We start from the raw sequence: 21,745 nt of genomic DNA on the forward strand, positions 1-21,745 counted from the left end.
CTACCCGGCTGACATTCTGAGTCAGGCTGCTCATAAGCATGTTCTTGTTCTGGCGGTAGTGGTTGAGCATCATCTTGTGATTCTCGCGTCCGAAGCCCGACTTGTAGTAGCCGCCGAATGGTGCGTGGGCCGGGTAGTGGTGGTAGCAGTTGACCCACACGCGGCCGCGCACCGAGGCGCATACGCCCTGGCAGCTCGATGCCCACGACCACGCCCACCTGCACAACACGCCCGAGCTGACGAGCACGCTGGAGCGCATCATTCGAGTGTCGCAGGAAACCACAGCGGCCAAGGATGTGCTGGCCGACTTCACGCTGCAAGAGCTACTGGTGCGCCTGATGCAGACGCAGGCCCGCAAGCTCATCTTCGACCATTATCAGCAACACCTTACTACGCACCGCTTCGCACACGTGGTGCAGTATATCCGGCGCAATCTGGCCGAGCCGCTGTCGGTGGAAAAGCTGAGTGAAATGGCCTGCATGAGCAAGGCCACGTTCTTTCGCCTCTTCAAGCGCGAGTTTGGCCTGACGCCGGTGGAATACATCATTGAGGAACGCCTCAAGGAAGCCAAGCGCCTGCTGCGCCATCCGCTCAGCACCGTGACCGAGGTGTGCTACCGCGCCGGCTTCAACAACCCGGCGTACTTCCAGAAGCTGTTTCGCAAGTACGAAGGCCTCACGCCGGGGCTGTACAAGAAGAAGTGGGCGTTGGGGTAGCTTTGCGTTATGCAAGACGACATCGCAACCCTCATTTATAGCCTATCTGATAAGCAGAAGGCAGTATTCACCGGGCTAGTATGTGAAAGGCTACTACCTCAATACAAAGCTTTTCACGAAGCCAAAAATTGGGGCCAGCCAGCCGTGTACGAACGTGGTCTTGAGATACTCTACAGTTCAGGACTAGGTGATTTTCTAGCCGAAGAGTCAGCGGACACACTCGAAGAATTAGAGTCTATCATGCCTGACTTGGATGAGTTTGAAGGCGACTTAGCGGCTTACGCACTCGATGCATGCTCAGCTCTTGAACAAGCTTTAATGTTTCTTATTGACAAAGACGAAGCAAAAATTATCCACTGCATAACGGCTGCTACCGACAGTATAGATTTATTCGTGCAGGTATCATTAGACCTCGACCCGAATAGATGGGACTTGAACGCAGTTATAGACTCCCACCCCTTGATGCAAGCCGAAAAGGCCCGGCAGCATCGCATATTGGAAGCCTTGCTCAGTATTCACGAGTTTGACAGCGCCAGCATCCACCAACTCCGCCGATTGAATGGCTCGGGGGGCATTATTGATGTGGAGCGCTTAAAATAGACGGCTTGCAGCGCGGGAATTCGTTTCGCGCCCCTAATAGACTACGCTGTAAAGCGCGTCGGCCAAGTCTTTCTTCTGCTGATGGAGCTCTACGCCCAGGATTTCGTGCACGTTCACGCGGATCCGGTTCGAGAGCTGCGTCAAGGGTAAGTCGTTGCTATCCATTCCGAAAGGGTCCTCGATTTCGTCGCCGATCATTTCCACGCCTAGCAGCGCATAGGCGCCAAACATGGTAATGGGTATCATGAAATAGCCGTAGGTATCGAGTAGTACCAAGGGCATAGCGAAGAGAAACACCGAAATAAAGCCCTTGATAAAGAAGCTGTAAGAAAACGGAATCGGAGTTTTCTGGATTCGCTCGCAGGCACCGGTTACGTCCAGCAAGGTTTCGTGGTGGCGCTGAATAGCCAGCAGGTGTACCGGCAGAATCAGTTCCTGGCGCAGCAGCCGTTCGTAGTGCTCCTGCAGCATGGCCGAAAGCAACGACGGCACGTGGCCCGACTGCCGCAGCAGCTCCATCTGCCCGCGTTCCAGGTCCTCTAAATTTTCGAAGCGCACAGCGCCACGCAGGTGGCCGTCGAGGGCAATGGGAAAGTTCGACAGCAGCTTGGCGAGGTGGAAGCGGTTTTCGTGGTCGTCGGCGGGCAGGCGGGCGTGGAGCAGCACGGCCAGGTTGCGGCAGTTGTTCACGAGCTGGCCCCATAGCCGGCGGCCTTCGTAGAATCGGTCGTAGGCAGTGTTGGTGCGGAAGGCCAGCAACAAGCTCAGCAGAATGCCCAGCAGCGAAAAATACTCCCGATCAACGGTGAATTCGAGCCTGATAAACTCCAGCTCCACCACCGCTACCACGGCACCATACACACCCAGCAGCAGCACCCGTTTGAGCAGGCGCTTGATAATGGGCGAAGTGTGCAGGTGGCGAAACGCTTCCCACCAATCGGAGGCTTTGTAAACAATCATGCGCTGGCGGATTCAATAGCGCGTGCAATTGCACGCTCCGCAAATCTACAAGTCCAGACCAAGTACCGCAGCCCTGGCCGGCAGCCGCTTGGTTTACTGGCCTTCGTAGCTGATGCTGGTTACTTCCACCACTTCTTCCTTGCCGCCGAGGTGCAGCGTGACCAGCTGACCCAGTCGGGCGCCCTGCACCGCCCGCGCAATGGGCGCCACAAAAGCTACCTTGCCCTCAGCCACCGAAGCCTCATCCACCCCCACGATGGCAAAGCGCCGCTCCGTGCCCGGCTTGCCGCCACTGCGGGTGTGCAACGTGACGGTAGCCCCAAAGCGCACTTCCCCGGCCGGCTGCTGGCGCGGATCAACAACTTTGGCGCTGGCAATGCGGGTGTTCAAAGCACTCATTTTGCCGTTAATCAGGCTGAGCTGGCGCGTGCGGTCGGTGTCGTTCTCGCGGTTGGCCTCGGCCTGGCTGCGCTCAGCCTCCAGGGCCGTGAGCTCCTCGCGCAGCTGCTCCAGGCCTTGGGGCGTCACGTAGTTGGGCGTATTGGGCGGCAAGGCAGCCCGCGGCGGAATGATGGGCGGCTGCTGGGAGTCGTCTTCTTTTACAAAACCTCGGCTCATGGGCTGCTAAACGCAGGGCACGGCAGGCGGGATTCATTATTGCAGCCCCGTACTGGCGTGCCCTGCAATCAGGAACGCGGCATGTACTGCTCCAGCAGCCCGGCAATGCGGGCGGCGCGTGGTTGGTCGCTGGTATCGGCGGCGGCTTGGTAGAGGCGGCTGAGCGTGACGAGTTGCAGCTGCACTTCGCGGTCGAACAGAATGGGATTGTGAGTACTGTAGTAGGCGAGGCTTTGCTGGGCACGGTTGGTAAGCAGGTCCATGATGCGGTGGGCGCGCGGCGCGTCGCCTACCTGCACCAGCGGCGCTACCAGATCGGCGGTGAAGTAGTCATAGGGCAATGAGTCGTCGGGCATCACGCGCAGGCATCGGTCGATTACCTGTTTGGCTTTTGCTTGGTCGCCGTCGCGGAGGTAAGCCTGGGCCAAGCGCACGAACTGTTCGCGGTACTGCCCTACCAAGCGGCGTTGTTGCTCGTCGTAGTACACGCGCTGGTTGTCGAGGTTGCGGTAGACGAATTTGCGCATCAGCGAGTCGTAGAGCAGTTCGCGGCTTACGTAGCCGATTTCCTGCGGTGTGACTTTGGCTTCCGGATTGGCCGCAGGCAGAATGCGGTAAGCCAGGCCTTCAAGCTGGAAGTAGTTTTCCAGGCCCAGATACTCCTGCGGCGGCATACTCGTCGACATGTAGACGGGCCGCTGCCAGTTGTTGGCGGCCAGCACATCCAAAATAGCCAGCTCCTTCTTCTCCATCACCCCGCCTTGGGCCGCCTGCCACGTCATGCGTGGCACTACCTGCCCACGCCGCGCCCTCTGCACCAGGTCAGCTTGCCGTACCATGGCCGTATCCACATCCAGGAAAAACGTGCGCGAGGGCACCGCCAATAGCGGCCGACCGCTTTGCGTTTGTACCCGCAGCAGCGGCGAATTCTGGCGCACCAGCTGCGTAAACTCCTTCAGGTTCACGGCCGCCACGGCCGGGTTGGGCACCAGCGGCAGGTAATCGTTGGTGCCTTGGGTGTAATCCTGACGCTGCAAAGTCATCGGCAGCGGAGCCGAGGCGCCCATGGGCTGCTTTAGCTGGTCGATGTACCAGTCGGTGTTCAGGTAGCTGAGCACGGCCACGCGCACGTCGGGGCGGATGCCTTCTACCTGCTGGGCGTACCAGAGCGGGAAGGTGTCGTTGTCGGCGTAGGTGATGAGCAGCGCGTTCGGCGCGACGCTATTGAGCATGTTTTTGGCCCAGTCCAGCGCCATGTAGCGGTCGGAGCGGTTGTGGTCGTTCCAGCCTTCGGCAGCCATAAGGGCAGGCACCGTGAGGCTAAGCCCCGTAGCCAGCGCCACGCGCAGCCGCGCCGGGCGCAGCAGGCTCCGCAGCGCTTCGGCACAGGCCAGCACGCCCAGCCCGATCCAGATGGCGAAGGCATAGAACGAGCCGGCGAAGGCATAATCCCGCTCGCGCGGCTCGGTGGGCGGCTGGTTGAGGTACAGCACCACGCCCACGCCCGTCAACACAAACAGCATTCCTACCACGAGGGCGCCCCGCCCGTCGCGGCGCGCGTGCAGCAGCAAGCCGGCCAGGCCCAGCAGCAGCGGCAAGGCGAAGTAGTTGTTGCGGGCACGGTTGTCGGCCAGGTGCTCGGGCAAGCCGTTTTTGCTGGCATTGGTCGGCCAGAGCACCCCGGCGTGCTGCATATCGGACTCGCGCCCCACGAAGTTCCAGAGGAAGTACCGCCAATACATGTGCCCTAGCTGGTAGCGCAGCATGAACGAGAGGTTCTGAGCCATAGTGGGGCGCTGATCGGGCTGCACCTCCACCCACTTCTGATACTCGTGCAAGTGGCCGGGCAAAGTGCTGTAGAGGCGCGGCAGCAGGGTTTTGTCTTCGGCGGCGTACTCGGTCTGCAGCCGGCGCTCCGCCACCACGTAGCGGCCATCTTTCCGCTCGTAGCGCGGGGCGCCTTCCTGCTGCGCGATGGGCTGGGCGTTGAACTGCGGCCCGTAGAGCAAGGGCCGGTCGCCGTACTGCTCGCGCTTCAGGTAGCTCACAAAGGAAAGTACATCCTCGGGGTTGTTTTCGTCGATGAGCGGGTTGAAACCGGAGCGAATCGGGACGATGAGGTAGCAGGAATACCCGATCAGCACGAATACCAGACTCATCAGCGAAGTGTGCAGCACGCGGCTGCCGGTGCGTACGGCGTAGCGGAAGCCAAAACCAATCAGCGCGACCAGCATCAGCAGGAAGAAGCTGACGCCGGAGTTGAATGGCAGGCCAAACGCATTGACGAACATCACTTCTACGCTGCTTGCCAACGACGGCAAGCCGGGAATCACGCCCACCAGAATCGTCAGCACCAGCGCGAAGCTTGTGCCCAGGGTAAGCACGCCGCCGCGCCAAGTGGGCTGGACCGTACGGCGGAAGTAGTAAATCAGGCCCAGGGCCGGAATGGCCAGCAGGTTGAGCAAGTGCACCCCGATGCTCAGCCCGATGATGTAAGCAATCAACACCAGCCACTTATCGGCATCAGCCTCATCGGCGCGGGCCTCCCACTTCAGCATTAGCCACACCACCACCGCCGTGCCCAGCGACGACATGGCGTATACTTCGGCCTCCACGGCATTAAACCAAAACGAATCGGAAAACGCGAAGGCCAAGGCTCCTACCGCGCCGCTGCCCAGGATGAGCGCCGTTTGCTCGGCCGTGGTAGCCTCTCCCCTTTCCGCGCCGGGCAGCACCAGATTGCGGGCCAGCATGGTAATGCTCCAGAACAGCAGCAGCACCGTAAGCGCGCTGCTCAGCGCCGACAAGCCATTGACGAGCAGCGGCACGGCCGGTGCGTACCCAAAGCTCAACAACGAGGCCAGCCGCCCCAGCAGCAAGAACAGCGGCGCACCGGGCGGGTGTGGCACCTGCAGCTTATGGGCGCTGGCAATGAATTCGCCTACGTCCCAAAAACTGACCGTGGGCTCAAGCGTGAGCCAATACGTGATGAAGGCCGCGGCAAAAACGAGGCCGCCCACGAGGTTATTGAGCCGATGGTAGGTAAAGCGCATAAGCCGTTCAGGTGAGAATGAAGCGTCTGAACGGCTCAGATGCGGGAAACGGGGTAGCAGTTGTCTGCGCATCAACAAATGATTCTACGGCCGAGCTCCGGTGCCAATCGGCTTTACCCCACCTGCAGCACAAACCCGACGCGGTGCACGGCCTTGATGCGCAGGCTGGCATCGTGGCGCAGGTACTTGCGCAGCCGCGACACGAATACATCCAGGCTACGGCCCATGAAGTAATCATCGTCGCCCCACAGGGTTTGCAGAATGTCTTCGCGGCGCAGCACTTGGCCGGCATTGCGCCCGAAAAGAGCCAGCAGCTGTGCTTCCTTTTGGGTAAGGCCGATGCACTCCTCGGGGCAGTTGAGCGTAAGGTTTTCGGGGCTGAAAGTGTAGCGCCCGAGGGCCAGAATGGCACGTGCCGGGGCGCTGCTTCCTACGCTGCTCCGCTTCAGAAACACTTGGATGCGCAGCACCAGCTCCTCCATGCTGAAAGGTTTGGTGATGTAGTCGTCGGCGCCGGTTTGCAGGCCTTGAATGCGGTCCTCTTTGAGCGACTTGGCGCTCAGAAACAATATGGGCACTTGAGCATTGCGGGCCCGGATCTGCCGCGCCAGCGCAAAGCCGTCGAGGCGGGGCAGCATCACATCGAGAATGCACAGGTCGAAGGGCTGCTCGCCGAAAGCGGCCAGGGCCGTGGGGCCATCGGGGCAGTGCGTGATGTGGTAGCCGCGCAGCTCCAGGTTGTCGCGGGTGACAAAGCTCAGGTTCACGTCGTCCTCGGCGTAAAGGATGCGGGGCGGAGTCGGGTTCATGCGGGCACGGAGGTCAACCACGGAAACTCAAGGGTGAAGGTGCTGCCGTGGCCCGGCACGCTGTGCAGGCGCAGCGGCCAGCCGTGGGCAGTGGCCACGTTGCGCACGTAATACAGGCCCAGCCCGAAGCCAGGTACGGCGTCGGCATCGGCCCGGGGCACCCGGTAAAACTTCTGAAACACCCGCTTGCAGTCGGCCGCCACCATACCCATGCCGTTGTCGGCGACGGTAAGCTGCAGCTTGCGGCCGGCGTCGCGCGTGCTCAGGACTACCTGCGGGGCGTTGGTACCGGCGTACTTCACAGCGTTGTCGAGCAGATTAAACAGGATGTTGGCCAGGTGCGTGGCGTCAGCCTGCACATGAGGCTCCGTGGCGGCTAAGTTTGTCTGAATGCAGCCCTGCGGGTTCTTACCAGGTAGGTCAAAATTGCGCACGACCTGCTCGATCAAGGCGTGCAAATCCACCGTTTCGCGGTGCAGCCGAAACTCCTCCCGCTCGCTGCGCGCCATTTGCAGCACCTTGTCCACTTGCTTGCTTAGGCGCTGGTTTTCGTCGCGGATGATGTCGGCGTAGCTGAGCAGGCGTTGCGGCTGCCGCACGATGTCGGGCGCAGCCAGCACTTCTGCCGCAATGCCGATGGTGGCGATGGGCGTTTTGAACTCGTGCGTCATGTTGTTGATGAAGTCGCGCTGGATTTCCGACAGCTGCTTCTGACGTAGAATCACGAATAAGGCGTAAGCAAAGAACACGACCACCACCAGCAGCACTACCGAGCTGACTATCCACGCATCGAGCTTGCCCGCGAGGTACGCGGCCCGGTCGGGCAGGTACAAGCCAAAGTAGTACGTGTACTGATTCCACTTCGGCAGCGAGGTTTGGGGGCGCTGCGCCACGGGCCGGGCTGAGGCGGCCACGTAGTTACCGTACACCATTTCGTCGCTGGCGCAGTCGTAAATGGCGTACTCGTAATCGGCCCGCAGATTCAAGGCCGCGAATTCCTTCGCCAGGTAAAACTCGAGCACGTTGGCGTCGATGACGTCGTTGACGTTTACCACGTAGTAGTTCGACGACAGTTGGCGCACAGGGCTGTGGTCAGGCAGCGCAACGCGGTTGTACGTGGCGAGGTGCGCAGCTACGTTGCGCAGAGCCAGGTGCAGCTTCTGGTCGAAGCGCCGCTCTTCGAGCGCAAAGGCTTTCTGCACCCAATACATCTGCATGGCAATGATGCCTACAATGGACACCACGCCCAGCACCACTACCCAGCGAATAGCCGACGATTTCATGCCCCTAAGCTAGCACGCCAGGCCTGGCCGCAGCATGGCCCCGATCGGCCGTTAACATTTCATTAACAAGTATTCACGTCTCGTTAACAAAGTCGGCAGCAGGGCCCCGATACTTTTGTTTCGTTCGCCGGGCCAGCCATGGAGGTATCGGCAAAACGCCTAAATCACTGATTTCTGACTTCCAAAACTTCGCTACCCATGAAAACGCGTCTGTTCTTTGCCGCTGCGCTGCTGCTCGCCAGCACTTCTTTTGCCCAAGATCTGGCCCTGCACGCCTCGCCTACTCCCGCGCCCTCCTCAGTCACCAAACGTGCTACACTGAAGTGGTCCAAAACCGAGCACAACTTTGGCGACATCAAGCAGGCTGTACCCGTGACGACTACCTTCGAATTCCGCAACACCGGCAGTACTCCGCTAGTGATTACGCAAGTTCAGGGCTCGTGCGGCTGCACCGCCACCGACTACACCAAGGAGCCCATCATGCCCGGCAAAACCGCCCAAATCACCGCCACTTATAATGCGGCTAACCCCGGCGCCTTTCACAAAACCGTTACCGTCACGACCTCAGCCGGATCCGAGCCGCAGGTGCTAAAGCTGCAAGGCAACGTCGTGGTAGCGACGGCGCAATAAGCCGACGCCGCATCATAAAAGCCGCCTCAGCATCGGGAATAAACCCGGCACTGAGGCGGCTTGGTATTGGGAGCACGTCAGCCTACGGCTGATCAGAGGCAACACCTTGGCCGCAAGCCGAACTCCCCTTATGCCTGCGTGGCAAGCCGGCGCAGGCACTCCTGCAGGCTCACCCGCCAGTGCGGAATGGCCACGCCCAGCTGCGTTTTGGCTTTGCTCTTGTCCATTACCGAATAAGCCGGACGCGTGGCCTTGGTGGGGTATTCGGCGGTGCGAATGGGCACTACCCGCGTGGGCAGGCTGCCCAGCTCGAAGATGGCGGCGGCAAAATCGTACCAGGAGGTGACGCCCTCGTTGCTGTAGTGGTAAAGCCCGTACTGCGTGTTGCCCGTCTCGATGATGTGCAGCAGCACCCCGGCCAAGTCGATGGCGTACGTGGGCGTACCTAGCTGGTCCCAAATGACGCGCAACTCGTCCCGCTCGCGACCCAGGCGCAGCATGGTTTTGGTGAAGTTGCCGGCGTATTCGGAATACAGCCAACTGGTGCGTAGGATGAAATACTTGTCGGTGTGCGGCGGAATCACCTGCTCGCCTTCCAGCTTCGTAAGGCCGTAAGCGTTAATGGGAGCCACCTCATCCGTTTCTTGCAAGGGCTGATTACCGGTGCCCGCAAACACAAAATCGGTGGAGATGTGCAGCAGCGTGGTGCCAAACTCACCGCAGAGCCGCGCCAGGTTTTCCACACCGTCGCGGTTTACGCGGCGGGCCAGCTCCAGTTCATCCTCGGCTTTGTCCACGGCCGTGTAGGCGGCACAGTTGATGCAGTACTGCGGCCGGTACTGCTCGAAAGTAGCCCGGAGCTTGGCTTCGTCGAGAATGTTGGCTTCGTGCTCGGGCAGCAGCACCAGCCCCGAAAAGTTACGCTCAGCGGCTACGTGCGCCAGACATTGTCCCAACTGGCCAGCGGCCCCAAATATCAATACGCTCATGCGAAGAAGAATCGACGATTAGGCCGCGAAAATGCAAAAAGTTAAGCTAGCCCGCCTGCTGCCGGCCCACGGCCTTACGCCTGCTCGCCCGTATTGTTCTTGTTATCAATGGGCCGGAACTGCCGTTCGCGGGGTTGCTTTTCCGTCAGATACTTCCAGTATCGCTTGGGCATGTGGCGCCGGTGCAGCTTCACGTTTTTCCGCTCCGGAATGTTTACGTGGTCGAAATACGCCTGCCAAAGCGTTTGAAACAGCGGCTCCCGCTCGTCGAGCACGGCGGCGGATACGGCTGAAGTGCTGCTACCGGCACTAGCCTCCGCGTCGAAGCTTACCACGTCGGTGCGCTGCAGGTCGTAGTAGAGTCCGTAACGACGGCGACGGTCGAAAATCAGCCAGCGCTGATCGGCGTAGCGCTTGGTGAAGTGCTCGGCAATGAGCGGTAGCACGTCGTAATCAGGCTCGATCGTAGCGTGAAACAGGCCGTCGTGCGTTTTCTCAAAGCGTACAAATGCTTCCATGCGGTGCTTTTCCCGAAAGAGTTGCTTTACCACGTCGGCCACGGCGCGCACCGTGTCGTTGCCGTAGTTTTCGCTGATATCCTGCCCGCCGGCTTCGATGGCCAGTTGCACGTAGCGAAAGATGGTCAGCTCCCGGTCGGTTCGCTCCGACAGGAAGGTCTTGTACAGACTGGTACGCGCCTCGGCAGGCATGTACTTCAGCAGCCCCTCCCACACGCGGCGGGCGCGGGCTTCGTCTGTCTCCACAAAGCGCGTTTCGCTGAACAGCCCGCCCTGCGCCGCATCCTCCGGTTGAATAGCCTCGGGCCAGCGGCGGCTTTCCCAGCAGGCCAGCAGCACGCACAGCAGCCCGTCGAACGAGGCGTCGTAGGTGAAGCGAGCCGTACCATCGAAGCTGGGCGGCAGCGTACCGGCCCAGCTTAGCCCAAGAGCTGGTTGGCGCTGAAGCGAGGCAGACTTTTTCATGTGAAGTAGAAGAATGAAAGGTGGCTTCGGTGCCCGCTCGGCACTATCTCAAGGCCGGTTCGGCGAAAAAGGCCAGCAGCAGCTCATTTACGCGTTCGGGCTCCTCGTGCTGCAGCCAGTGCGTAGCCTTATCGAAGTACGTGAGTTGGCCGTTGTCGCAATAATTCAGACTTTCCTGCGCCATGCTGGCTTGCAAAAACGCATCCCGCTTGCCCCACAGAATGCGCAGCGGCACCGATACCCGACTGCTGGCGAAGGTGCTCTGGCCGTAGCGCACAGCCGCGCGGTACCAGTTGATCATGCTTTGCATGGCACCGGGCTTCGACCAGGCGGCTTGGTACTCGCGCAAATCATCGGGCGTGAAGGTGCCGCGCCGGCTGCTCTTGACCAGGGTTTGGCGGCCTACCCACCAGTTGCCGAGGCGTGTCAGCTTCTCGGGCAGCCACGGCAGCTGGAAAAAGAACACGTACCAGCTTTTGCGTAACTGCCGCGGGCTTCGGCGCAAAGTGCGGCCAAACACCGCTGGGTGCGGCACATTCAGGATGGCCACACGCTCCACATGCTCGGCATGATGCATGGCCAGGTGCCATGCCACTACTGCACCCCAGTCATGCCCCACAATAATGGCCTTGTCGCGCCCGGTGGCCGCTATCAGCCCCAGTATGTCGGCAGCCAGCTTGGGCAAAGCGTAATGCGCTACGTAGGGCGGCTTGTCCGACAGATTATAACCGCGCTGATCGGGCACCCACACGCGGTAGCCAGCAGCGGCCAGCGCCGGTATCTGCCGGTGCCAACCGTACCAGAATTCAGGGAAGCCGTGCAGTAGCAGCACCAACGGACCATCAACGGGGCCGCTTTGCACCACATGCAGCTGCACGCCATTAGTAGGCACGTAGTGGTGTTCCAAGTCGTACGTCATCGTCCGTATACGGGCGCGACGGCCGCTGAGGATTTATCGGGCTACAAGGCATCAACGAAGCAGGTCGGCACCGATAAACGAACCGTTGCCAGCCCCGTTTAAGCGGCGCGCTGCTGCTCAGCCGCCTGTTGGGCCAGCTGCTCACGGCTTGCCTGCAGGCGCTGACGTACCAAAGGCAGCAGGTCGGAAAGCTTGCAGCAGCACGCCATGCGCGCTACTTTCTTGGAATCATCGGCCGGGGGCTGGTCGCGGTGCGAGATAGTCATAATGGTGTCGAGAGAGAGGGACGGATGGGATTAGCCGGCTTGGCGAAAAAGGTCGAGTTGGGGCGACACCAGATCGGGCGCTGTGATAATGGTGGGCTCGGGCGCGAAGAGGTCGAGCTGGCGCTTCACCAGCGCCGAACGCGTCTGGCCGTCGCCGTACAGGATTTTGCGGCGTACCGTCTGCTCATCGTAGTCGCGCTTTTCCAAAGCCATGCCGCGGCAGGTGATGAAGTAGCGCGCCCGGCGTAGCACCACGCCAAACTTGTGCAGGTGGTCCAGAGTAAGCGGCGCAAAGCGGCGGGCCGCCACAATGCGCTTGGCCGATTTCATACCCACGCCGGGCACGCGCAGTATCAGCTCGTAATCCGCAGTGTTCACGTCAACTGGGAATACGTGGCGGTGACGCAGGGCCCAGGCCAGCTTCGGGTCGATTTCGAGGTCGAGGTGCGGGTGCGCCGGGTCCAGGATTTCATCGGCATCGAAGCCGTAGAAGCGCATCAGCCAATCGGACTGGTACAGGCGGTGCTCGCGCATCAGCGGGGGCTGCACCACCTGCGGCAGACGGTCGTCGCCACTCACAGGCACGTAGCCGGAGTAGTACACGCGCTTCAGGCCGTAGCCTTTGTAAAGGCCGTCGGCGAGTTTGATGATCTGGTGGTCGGTTTCGGGCGAGGCACCCACCACGAGCTGGGTAGTCTGGCCGGCAGGCGCAAACTGCGGCACCTTACGAAACAGCTCCCGCTCTTCGCGGTTCTCGGCCACCTTGGTCTGAATCTGACTCATCGGCGTCAGAATCTCCTCGTAGTTTTTCTCGGGTGCGAGGTTCTTGAGGCTCAGCTCCGAAGGCAACTCAATGTTCACGCTGAGGCGGTCGGCATAGAGACCGGCTTCCTGAATCAGCTCTTCCGAGGCACCCGGAATAGTTTTGAGGTGGATGTAGCCGTTGAACTTCTGCTCGGTGCGCAGCTTTTTGCAAATGCGCACCAGCCGCTCCATCGTGTAATCGGGCGACGAGAAGATACCGCTACTCAAGAACAGGCCCTCGATGTAGTTGCGGCGGTAGAAGTTCATGGTCAGGTCCACAACTTCCTCCACCGTAAAGGCGGCGCGCTTCACGTCGTTGCTTTTGCGCGACACGCAATAAGCGCAATCGAAAATGCAGTGGTTGGTGAGCAGAATCTTGAGCAGCGACACGCAACGGCCATCCTCAGTGTAGCTGTGGCAAATGCCCATGCCCTCGGCATTGCCGAGGCCGCGGTTCTCATTTTTGCGCTTGCCGCCACTGCTGGAGCACGAGGCATCATACTTCGCGGCATCTGCCAAAATACTTAGCTTTTCTATGATTCGCTCGTTCATCTAAAGGCTGCGCTTCGAGGTGTAAACAAATAGAAAAACTGCCGATTACGCAACATTGTTCCGCATTTTAGGCCGACTAATTTTTTTAGGAATAGTTCCCTGCTTCAACAGCCAGCCTGGGGTTTCGTATCTTCGGCAGCTAGCTCTGTTATATGGGCTCTGCCCGCCGCCCCGTGCCTTCTTGCCTGCTTCGTTTGCCTTGGGTTCTGCTGTTTGCGCTGCTCCTGCTCTGCTGCGTGCCTACCACGGCCGTAGCCCAGCAGCCGCGCGCGGGCCAGCTAGCCGATTCGCTTCGGCGCCAGCACCAGCAAACGGTGGATTCGCTGCGCCGCCGCTTTGACGAGCAGCGTTTCATCGGGGGGCTGAAAGCCTATACCCGGCGCAAAACCATTTTGGGCAAGGCCGCTTCGGCGGTTTTCAAATTCACTGACCGTAGCGAAGAACAAACCGGCCTCGACGCCACGCTGCTCGACCGCCAGTACGACCGCCACAACTACAAAATCGTGCGCCGGGTGGAGGTGCAGGCCCTCGATGCGTTCGGCTACAGCATCAACGACACCACCCGCGTGCCGCGCAACATCCTGGAGAAAAGCGGCAACGCCCTGCACATCGTCACGGCGCGGCGCAAGATTCGCAAGCTGCTCTTGTTTCGGCCGGGCGAGGAGCTGCAACCCCAGGCCATGGCCGAAACCGAACGCCTGCTGCGCCAGACCACCTTCATTCTCGATGCCCGCGTGGTGGTGAATGAGCGTACTTCTACCCGCGACAGCGTCGATATCAAGGTCATCACGAAGGACGTGTTCAGCATCAATGCCGGCCTGCAGATCCGTGACGTGGGCGCAGGCGTCCTATCCTTGCGCGACAAAAACTTTCTGGCCCGCGGCCATGACTTCCGCAACCGCTTCGTGTATGGCCGCCCCGACCCGCAGGGCTGGTCGTACCAAGGCAGCTACGCCATTCCGCTTCGCAACTACCTCGTGGGTCAGGCGCGCTACCTGAATCAGTACCAGAGTGAGGAAATGGCGGCGTCGCTTTCGCGCGGCTTTGTGGCCGTAAACACCCGCTACGCCTACGCCGTGGGCGCGGCGCGCTACCGGCAAGGCATTCAGCGCAACCCCACCCCGCCCGGCGAGGCGCCTTCGTTTGCACCGCTGCACTTTCACGTCGCCGATGCGTGGCTAGGCCGCGCCTTTCAGCCCCGATCCTACGACCTGGGCTACGAGAATCCGGCCCGCATTATTGTGGCGGCGCGCTCCATCCGCACCACTTACACCCGCAAGCCGAGCGAGCGATACGGCAACAGCATCATCGGGCTGGCCAGCGTGGGCTACAGCGTGCGGCGCTACTACAAAGACCGTTACCTGTTCGGCTTCGGGCGCACCGAGGACGTACCCACCGGCACGCTCCTGACGCTTACCACCGGCTACGATTTTAACGAGCTCGGCAACCGCCCTTATACCGCGGCGCGGGTGGGCCTAGCAAGCTTCAACGTCAACCGCGGCTACCTGTATGTAAGCGGTGAATACGGCCGTTTCCTGCGCCGCGGCCGTTGGGAGCAAGGCGCCTTCACCGGTGAGCTGCTGGCCTTTACGCGCCTCTACCACACCGGCAACTGGCAGTGGCGACACTTCTTTTGGAACCGCTCGCTTATCGGCATCAACCGCCTTCCCGGCGACCGGCCGCTGAGTATCAACGAGGAACGTGGTCTGCGCGGCTTCCGGGGTGAGGAGGCGCTGCGCGGCAGCAGCCGCTTTGTGATTAATTACGAAACCAACGTGTTTACCCCCATTTCCTTTCTGGGCTTTCGCCTGGCAGGCATTGCTTTCGTCGATGCGGCCTGGCTGAGCACCGACGGGCATGCGTCGCCATTCCGGGATAAGCCTTACACGGGCTTTGGCATGGGCTTGCGCTTCCGCAATGAGTACCTGGCCGTGAATACCATCCAATTGCTTTTTGGCTTCTACCCGCGCGGCATCGGCACTTCAGCCGATTCCCGCATCTTCCAGACCACCCGCAATTACTACACCTTCAGCGACTTCAGCTTCGGCCAGCCAAGCATTGTGCGCTACGACTACTTTCAGTAACCGGTGCCATGGTGCGTAGCAGCAAAGTCCTAACAGATTGTAGATCACTCATAACCTGTTCGGTTGCCGGGGTTGGTTGAGCAGTGCCCTACACCCCCACTTTTTGCCCAAGTAGCATCCGCTGGCAAAACCCCACCTTTGCACTCCCGCGTAAGCCTGCAATGAGCTTTATTCAGGCTCATTTTTCATTGCTCTTTGCCCCTCTCCATATGAACCTCGGTGATTACAACGAACTCGAAGTAGCCCGCTTTGTCGAATTCGGCGTGTACCTCATGTCCGACGACGGCGACATTCTGCTCCCTGACCGCTACGTGCCCGCCGGCACTCACGTGGGCGACGTGCTGCGCGTGTTCGTGTACCGCGACTCTGAAGACCGCCTCGTAGCCACCACCGAGCAGCCGCTGGCCAAAGTGGGCGAGTTTGCCGCCCTCACCGTGAAAGATGTTACGGGCCTAGGCGCATTCCTTGATTGGGGTCTGCCCAAGGACTTATTGGTGCCCTTGCGCAACCAGCCCAAACGCCTGCGCACTGGCGACAAGGCGCTGGTATACATCTACCTGGATGAAACCTCCGACCGCCTCGTGGCCACGGCCAAGTGGGAAAAGTTTACCGACCGAGAGCCGCAGTTGGAGCCGGGTCAGGAAGTGCAGCTGCTGATAGCCGGCGAAAGCGACCTGGGCTACGCAGCCCTTGTGGATGGCCGCTACCAAGGCATGCTGTTTCGCAACGAAGTATTCCGCCCCATGAGCATTGGCGAGGTGCGGCCCGGCTACGTGCGCCAGGTACGGCCCGATGGCAAAGTAGACGTGAGCCTGCAGCGGCAGGGCTACGACGAAGCCCTGGCCGCCGCCGACACGCTGGTGCTGGCCCTGCGCAAGGCGGGCGGCACCCTCCCCCTCACCGACCACAGCGACCCGGAGGAAATATACCGGCGCCTGGGCATGAGCAAAAAGGTGTTTAAAAAGGCTCTCGGCAACCTTTACCGCAATGGCCGGGTGCAGCTCCAGCCCGACCACACCCGCCTCATCGACGACGAGGAGTAACCTCAGCTAGCGAACGGCCCCGGGGCTCAAGCAACCTTCAGCCCCGGGGCCCGTTGGTAAAGCGCCGAACCTTCTCCAGCCCTCCTCCTTCCTGTTCGACATGGACCCCACTTCGTCGGCCCCCCAAAAAGTTGCCCTCATTGCGGGCGCTTCTGGCCTCGTGGGCAGCTACCTGCTGCCGTTGCTTCTCAATAGTGGTCGTTATTCCAAGGTCATAGCCGTGGCGCGCCGGCCGCTGCCGCTGGTGCACCCGCGCCTCGATCAGCGGGTCGTGGAATTTGATCGGCTGGAGGATTACCGCCTCTCGCTTATTGCCGATGATGTGTTCTGCTGCCTGGGCACCACCATGCAGCAGGCCGGCTCCAAAGAGGCTTTTTACAAGGTTGACTACCTCTACGCGGTGAAGCTGGCGGCCGTAACAGCCTCCAACTTTGCGGCGCAGTACATGGTGGTATCGGCTATGGGCGCCGATCCGGCTTCGGCTTTTTACTATAACCGCGTGAAAGGAGACATGGAAACGGCCGTGCGTCAGACGCCATTCCGGGCCATTCACATTTTCCGTCCTTCCTTGCTGCTCGGCGCCCGTTCCGAGAAGCGCTTGGGCGAACAAATCGGGGCCACGCTGCTGCGCTTTCTGCATCCGCTGCTGCTTGGTCCTTTGCGCCGCTACCGCGGCATTCCCGCTCAAGCCGTGGCCCAAGCCATGCTCAATGCGGCCTACCAAGAGGGCGGCGGCGTGCGGGTTTACCTTTCCGATGAAATTGCGGCAGGCGTCTCACCGACGGCATAAATTGCACCGCAACCCTTATGTTTGTGCCTTAGAAAGTCGCAAATCAAGGTTTCATCCGCAATTTTTGTAACATTTCATGAGCAAATCTTTTCTAGCATTACTTCTGCTAGTACTGTTTCTTCCAATAAGCCAATTGTCGGCTCAGCAGAAGAAGACGACCAGCAGCAAATCATCGGGCAAGAGCAGCACGGGTGGCAATGCCGGGTCGGGCTACCAAACAGCCATCGGCCTACGCGGCGGCAATTATGCTTCGGGCCTCACCATCAAGCACTTCATGAGCAGCGGCAAAAACGTGGCCGTGGAAGGTCTGGTGACCACCGAGTACCTGGCCCGGGGTGCCCGCTTCACCCTGTTGTTTGAAAAGCACTGGCAGATCATTCCTGAAGCCAAAAACCTGCAGTGGTACTTTGGCGGCGGCTTGCACGCCGGCGCCTACCGCGGCCGTTACTACTACGATGTAGCTTACCGCTACCGCAAGAAAGGTCGCGACTACTATGTCCGCGAGTACTACTACGACAACGAGCTGCGTCCCGCTGTGGGCGGCGACCTGATCGTAGGCATCGAATATAAAATCCCAGACCTGCCGCTGGTGGTGGGTGTCGATTACAAGCCTTACTTCGACATCTACAACTGGAACGGCACCGGCTTCTACAACGACGCAGCCCTGAGCATCCGCTTCGCGTTCTAACTTAGTACTGCACCAACCCAAAAGAGAAAGCCCCGGCATCGTAACGATGCCGGGGCTTTCTCTTTTGGGTTGGCGGCGCTTAACGCACTACGATTACACAACCCCGTCGCGGTACTTGGCGGTAGTGCTGTAGGTATGGTAGTAGCGCGGACGGTAATACAGGCGGGCATGAATCACCGTCGGGCGCGAGTGCACAATGACTGGCGGGGGCGCCGGGCCCACCACCACGGTACGGGCTGGCGCCATGCAGCTGCTGAGCACGCTCAGCATCACCACTACCAAGCCAGTGAGCAGGAGTTTGGGAATGAATTTCATATCGGCAACGCCTGTCAGCGCAATTGGTCTACTTGCATAGACGGCTGTGCGCCCGCCAGGCTTAACCGATACCGCATTGATCTATAAGCGAATACGGAAAGAAGCATCCGCTGAACCACCAAAGATGCCAAAGCCCGGCTTCACATTGGAGTAAAGCGGTATGGGCTCGGAGAAGGGGTTGCCGTCGTTATCGAAATACTGCCGCTGGCTGTTCATAAAGAGGTACAGGTCGCGGGTGAGGTGCGACAGCGTGACTTCGATGAAGGCCGGCTGGCCCCCGCCCCACGGCCCTGAGGAGCCGCCGTAGTACGTTACCACGTTGGAGAAGCTGAGGCGCTGCCCGTTGGCGTTGGTATCGGGAAAGGGGTACGAGTCCCAGCTGGAGCCGGGGTTCGACAGCCGGTAGCGCGATACGTTCACGGTGCCGTCGCCTTCGTCCTCCACATAAAGCGGCATAATTGGGTCGCCCTGCGCATCGAGCAGCCGGGCCGAGGCTACGTAATAGTCGGTGCTGCCGCCCGGCTCGTCAAACGACACCGTGAGGCGTACCCGCTCCTGGCCGTTCTGGCTGGCTAGTCGCGTCATGGTGGCTTCCACGGGCACGGCGGTGGGCAGGGTCAGGCGGCTTTCGGCGGGCTCCACACCCGGCACCGACACTTGCAAGGCGTATTCTTGGCCAGGCTGAAAGCGGTAGTCAAGCGTCGGCCGGTAGCGGCCCCGGTCCCCGTTGTAAAAAGAGACGTGCCGGTAGCGCTCCACCACGTTACCGGCGCCGTCGCGCACTTCCACGGTGGCATCGGCCCGGCCTTCGGGGCGGTTGAGCGTGTACAGGCGCTGGCTAACGCTGACAAACGGGCGGCGGCCCGGAAAGTCCAGCCGCCGTATGGAATCGGCGGGAGCCAGGTTGTCGAGGGCCAGCACCACGGCCACGCGGGGCGTGTGCTCCGGCTCGGGTACTTCAACAATGGTTTCGCAGCCCGTCAGTAGCAGGGGCAGCAGCGGCAGGCAGGTTAGAGCGAGCTTTTTCATCCTGATAACGGGTTAGAAACGGAAGCTTTTGCTGAAAGAAGGCAGCAACGGAAACAGGCTGATTTGCTTGTAAGTAGGTTGCTCAACTACCGTGGTGCCGTTGACGTTGGTGTAGGTATAGCCGGGGTCGAAGTACATGAAGTAAGGATTGCGGCGGTTGTAAGCGTTGTAGATCGAGAAGCTGTTCACGATTTCGCCCCAACGCTTTTTCTTGGTATGGCTCAGGTCCACATCCATGCGGTGGTAGGCGCGCATGCGGTAGGAGTTGCGCGGGCCATAGTCGTCGAAAGTGCCGTAGTCGGGGCCGAGCGTGTACGTGCCGCGCGACAAGGTAATGGCGTTGCCGGTGCCGTACACCCAAGTGCCCGAAAGGCGCAGTGTAGGCGTAAACTGGTGGATGAGCACCAGCGACATGTCGTGCCGGCGGTCGTACTTGAAGGGGTAAATCTCGCCTTGGTTCAGCTCGGCAAAACGGCGCTTGCTCCACGACAGGGTGTAGCCCAGCCAGCCCGTGGTACGGCCCGACTTCTTCTGCAGAAACACTTCCGCACCGTAGGCCCAGCCGTTGCCGCTGGTCACTTTGTCTTCCCAGTTGTTGTCGGTAGTACCCAGGAAATTAGCGCCTTCGCGGTACTCAATGAGGCGCTGCATGGGCTTGTAGTAGGCTTCAAAACTCAGCTCATAGTCTTCCTCGTGGTACCGCAGGTTGCGGGCTACACCCGCACTAAACTGCTGGGCTCGTTGGGGCTTAATCTTGGGCGTAGCGGGCACCCACAGGTCGGTAGGCAGGCCGATGCCGCTATTGGCCAATAGGTGAATGTACTGCGTGGTGCGGGCGTAGGAACCTTTCAGCGCCCACTCATCGGTGAGCAGGAAGCGGCCCGACACCCGTGGCTCCACAGATGGAAACAGCTTTTCGCGCACCAAGAAGCCATTGAGCCGCAAGCCCGCGTTCAGCTTCAGCCGCTCGGTCACTTTATAGTCGTCCTCTACATACAGGCCCACTTCCTGGGCATGCGTGCGCGAACCGATTTTGAACGTAGGGTTGGAGTTCGGGTCCGAAGACTTGGCCTGCGCGGCGCCGGGCCGGAACTGGTGCCACACGTACTGCCCGCCGAAACGGATGTAGTGGTTGGGCCCGGGCACGTAATCGAAATCCGATTTCAGGCTCCAGTCGCGGATGTTGGACAGGTACTGCAGCGAGTACTTATCGGTGCGCATCTGCCCGTTGTCGTTGCGTCGCTGCTCATCCTCGATGCCTATGTCAAACTGGTAGCGGCTGAAGGTAAAGTGCGTGTTGGCAAACAGCCGGTCGTTAATCACGTGGTTCCAGCGCAGCGCGGCCGTGAGGTTGCCCCAAGCCAGGCCGGTATTCACCTTGGAATACTCATCACCCCCAAAGGTTTCCTTGTAGCGGGCGTAAAACTTGTCGCGGCCGGTGTAGGCGCTCAGGTACAGCCGGTCGCGGCGGCTGAGCTTCCAGTTTACCTTGGCATTGATGTCGTGGAAGAAATAACCGGCTATGCCACCATCGGCCGCCGCCATGATGAAAGGTCGCGCCAGCAGATCAATGTAAGTGCGGCGCGCTGAGACGATAAACGATGCCGTATCCTTCTTGATGGGGCCTTCTAGGGTCACGCGGGAGGCAATCAGCCCGATGCCGCCTTCGCCGTGAAACTCCTGCATATTGCCCTCTTTCATCGAAATATCAAGCACCGACGAAAGGCGGCCGCCGTAGCGGGCCGGGAAGCCACCTTTTACCAGCTCCACGTTGTTCAGCGCATCGGCATTGAACACGGAGAAGAAGCCGAACAAGTGCGAGGCGTTGTACACGGGCGTGCCGTCGAGCAGAATCAGGTTCTGATCGGGCGAGCCGCCGCGCACATACAAGCCATTCTGGCCCTCGCCCCCGCTTTGCACCCCGGGCAGCAGCTGCAGCACCTTCAGCACGTCTCGTTCCCCAAACAAAGCCGGCACGGCCTTGATCTGGTTTAGCGGAATGTTGACGGTGCCCATGCGCGTGCTCTGCGCAATCTGCTCCTGCCGCGTACCCACAATTTCCACCGACTCCAGTTCGCTGGTAGCCGGCTTCAGCCGAATGTCCAACGACTGGCTTTTGTCCATCTTCACCGTGAGTACCTGCCGCTGATAGCCCAGGTACGAGGCCAGCAGACGCGTGGTATCGGCCGAGGCGGGCAGCGTGAGCGAGAAGAAGCCATAGGTGTTGGTGGCAGTGCCCTGGCTAGACGCCGGGTGCACTACCGCCACCCCGATGAGGTTTTCGCCCGTGCTGGCGTCGCGCACGTAGCCGCTGAAGGTTACGCGGCCGGTAGCTTGTTGGGCCAGCGCGACGCTTGCGCTAAGTCCCCCGAGCAGTGCCGTAACAGCACCGACACGTAGAAGTGTTTGCATATAAATAACCAAGAAGGAGAATCGGCACGCAAAGCTATTGGGGTCCGGTCAAGGACTTCAATAGCACGAATATGAGTGGTGCAAGACGGGTACGCAGGCACCCCCACGCGAAGGGAGCCTGCGGAAAGGCCAATCGTTGCAACGGCACGAAAAAATAAACCCCGCCTACCGGGTGGCGGGCGGGGTTACAACGCATCAGCAG

General features: G+C 60.3%; 20 protein-coding genes and 1 pseudogene. 7 read left to right on the plus strand and 14 right to left on the minus strand.

Translation table 11 applies throughout. The features are described 5' to 3' along the window. Positions 1-28: 28 nt before the first annotated feature. Positions 29-166, minus strand: a pseudogene (locus AC5FXY_RS05710) (aldehyde dehydrogenase family protein); the annotation flags it as partial. Between the two features lie 172 nt (positions 167-338). Between AC5FXY_RS05710 and AC5FXY_RS05715 the strand changes: the two are divergent. Next, positions 339-716 (plus strand): helix-turn-helix domain-containing protein, encoded by a 378-nt coding sequence (locus tag AC5FXY_RS05715; RefSeq protein WP_493555890.1) that lies wholly within the window; start codon positions 339-341, stop codon positions 714-716. Positions 717-725: 9 nt separating this feature from the next. After that, positions 726-1,316 (plus strand): DUF416 family protein, encoded by a 591-nt coding sequence (locus tag AC5FXY_RS05720; protein WP_493555681.1) that lies wholly within the window; start codon positions 726-728, stop codon positions 1,314-1,316. 33 nt (positions 1,317-1,349) lie between these two features. Here AC5FXY_RS05720 and AC5FXY_RS05725 read toward each other — a convergent pair whose 3' ends face one another. The 5 genes from AC5FXY_RS05725 to AC5FXY_RS05745 form a co-directional block, all read right to left on the minus strand. Further along, positions 1,350-2,276: a bestrophin family protein gene (locus AC5FXY_RS05725; RefSeq protein WP_493555682.1), complete on the minus strand. Its 927-nt coding sequence runs from the start codon at positions 2,274-2,276 to the stop codon at positions 1,350-1,352. 93 nt (positions 2,277-2,369) lie between these two features. After that, entirely contained in the window at positions 2,370-2,894 is a 525-nt protein-coding gene (locus AC5FXY_RS05730) for a GreA/GreB family elongation factor (protein WP_493555683.1), read from the minus strand. A 68-nt stretch (positions 2,895-2,962) separates the two neighbouring features. Then, positions 2,963-5,947 (minus strand): glycosyltransferase family 117 protein, encoded by a 2,985-nt coding sequence (locus AC5FXY_RS05735; protein WP_493555684.1) that lies wholly within the window; start codon positions 5,945-5,947, stop codon positions 2,963-2,965. A gap of 113 nt (positions 5,948-6,060) precedes the next feature. Continuing rightward, complete coding sequence (locus AC5FXY_RS05740; protein ID WP_493555685.1) at positions 6,061-6,777, minus strand: response regulator transcription factor; 717 nt, start codon at positions 6,775-6,777, stop codon at positions 6,061-6,063. Beyond that, positions 6,753-8,039, minus strand: a complete 1,287-nt coding sequence (locus tag AC5FXY_RS05745; RefSeq protein ID WP_493555686.1) for a sensor histidine kinase — start codon at positions 8,037-8,039, stop codon at positions 6,753-6,755. Before AC5FXY_RS05745 ends, AC5FXY_RS05740 begins: the two co-directional genes overlap by 25 nt. Before the next feature lie 198 nt (positions 8,040-8,237). Between AC5FXY_RS05745 and AC5FXY_RS05750 the strand changes: the two genes are divergently transcribed. Then, positions 8,238-8,669: a DUF1573 domain-containing protein gene (locus tag AC5FXY_RS05750; protein ID WP_493555687.1), complete on the plus strand. Its 432-nt coding sequence runs from the start codon at positions 8,238-8,240 to the stop codon at positions 8,667-8,669. Positions 8,670-8,797: 128 nt separating this feature from the next. On the opposite strand, the gene rfbD is transcribed toward AC5FXY_RS05750, so the two are convergent. From rfbD to AC5FXY_RS05775, 5 genes are all read right to left on the minus strand, one after another. Beyond that, the gene (rfbD, locus tag AC5FXY_RS05755) at positions 8,798-9,658 is read right to left on the minus strand and encodes a dTDP-4-dehydrorhamnose reductase (protein WP_493555688.1); all 861 of its coding nucleotides are present in this window, start codon (positions 9,656-9,658) and stop codon (positions 8,798-8,800) included. 74 nt (positions 9,659-9,732) lie between these two features. Continuing rightward, a complete protein-coding gene (locus AC5FXY_RS05760; protein WP_493555689.1) occupies positions 9,733-10,641 on the minus strand; it encodes a TIGR03915 family putative DNA repair protein in 909 nt (302 codons plus the stop codon). Positions 10,642-10,684: 43 nt separating this feature from the next. Next, positions 10,685-11,560, minus strand: coding sequence for an alpha/beta fold hydrolase (locus tag AC5FXY_RS05765; protein WP_493555690.1), 876 nt, complete (start codon positions 11,558-11,560; stop codon positions 10,685-10,687). A gap of 98 nt (positions 11,561-11,658) precedes the next feature. Then, a complete protein-coding gene (locus AC5FXY_RS05770) occupies positions 11,659-11,826 on the minus strand; it encodes a hypothetical protein (protein ID WP_493555691.1) in 168 nt (55 codons plus the stop codon). Between the two features lie 30 nt (positions 11,827-11,856). Further along, complete coding sequence (locus tag AC5FXY_RS05775; RefSeq protein WP_493555692.1) at positions 11,857-13,182, minus strand: putative DNA modification/repair radical SAM protein; 1,326 nt, start codon at positions 13,180-13,182, stop codon at positions 11,857-11,859. 194 nt (positions 13,183-13,376) lie between these two features. Here AC5FXY_RS05775 and AC5FXY_RS05780 point away from each other — a divergent pair, with 194 nt between their 5' ends. From AC5FXY_RS05780 to AC5FXY_RS05795, 4 genes are all read left to right on the plus strand, one after another. Further along, positions 13,377-15,266, plus strand: a complete 1,890-nt coding sequence (locus AC5FXY_RS05780) for a hypothetical protein (RefSeq protein ID WP_493555693.1) — start codon at positions 13,377-13,379, stop codon at positions 15,264-15,266. A 209-nt stretch (positions 15,267-15,475) separates the two neighbouring features. Beyond that, positions 15,476-16,309: a CvfB family protein gene (locus AC5FXY_RS05785; protein WP_493555694.1), complete on the plus strand. Its 834-nt coding sequence runs from the start codon at positions 15,476-15,478 to the stop codon at positions 16,307-16,309. Positions 16,310-16,409: 100 nt separating this feature from the next. After that, positions 16,410-17,099 carry an NAD-dependent epimerase/dehydratase family protein gene (locus tag AC5FXY_RS05790; protein ID WP_493555695.1) on the plus strand — a complete coding sequence of 230 codons (690 nt, stop codon included), beginning with the start codon at positions 16,410-16,412 and terminating at the stop codon, positions 17,097-17,099. Between the two features lie 76 nt (positions 17,100-17,175). Beyond that, a complete protein-coding gene (locus tag AC5FXY_RS05795) occupies positions 17,176-17,787 on the plus strand; it encodes a hypothetical protein (RefSeq protein ID WP_493555696.1) in 612 nt (203 codons plus the stop codon). A gap of 93 nt (positions 17,788-17,880) precedes the next feature. Here AC5FXY_RS05795 and AC5FXY_RS05800 read toward each other — a convergent pair whose 3' ends face one another. From AC5FXY_RS05800 to AC5FXY_RS05810, 3 genes are all read right to left on the minus strand, one after another. Beyond that, positions 17,881-18,102 (minus strand): hypothetical protein, encoded by a 222-nt coding sequence (locus AC5FXY_RS05800; protein WP_493555697.1) that lies wholly within the window; start codon positions 18,100-18,102, stop codon positions 17,881-17,883. Between the two features lie 81 nt (positions 18,103-18,183). Then, the gene (locus AC5FXY_RS05805) at positions 18,184-19,131 is read right to left on the minus strand and encodes a DUF4249 domain-containing protein (protein ID WP_493555698.1); all 948 of its coding nucleotides are present in this window, start codon (positions 19,129-19,131) and stop codon (positions 18,184-18,186) included. Between the two features lie 12 nt (positions 19,132-19,143). Next, a complete protein-coding gene (locus tag AC5FXY_RS05810) occupies positions 19,144-21,543 on the minus strand; it encodes a TonB-dependent receptor (RefSeq protein ID WP_493555699.1) in 2,400 nt (799 codons plus the stop codon). Positions 21,544-21,745: the final 202 nt, after the last annotated feature.

Source organism: Hymenobacter sp. FMD4 (genome assembly GCF_058932745.1).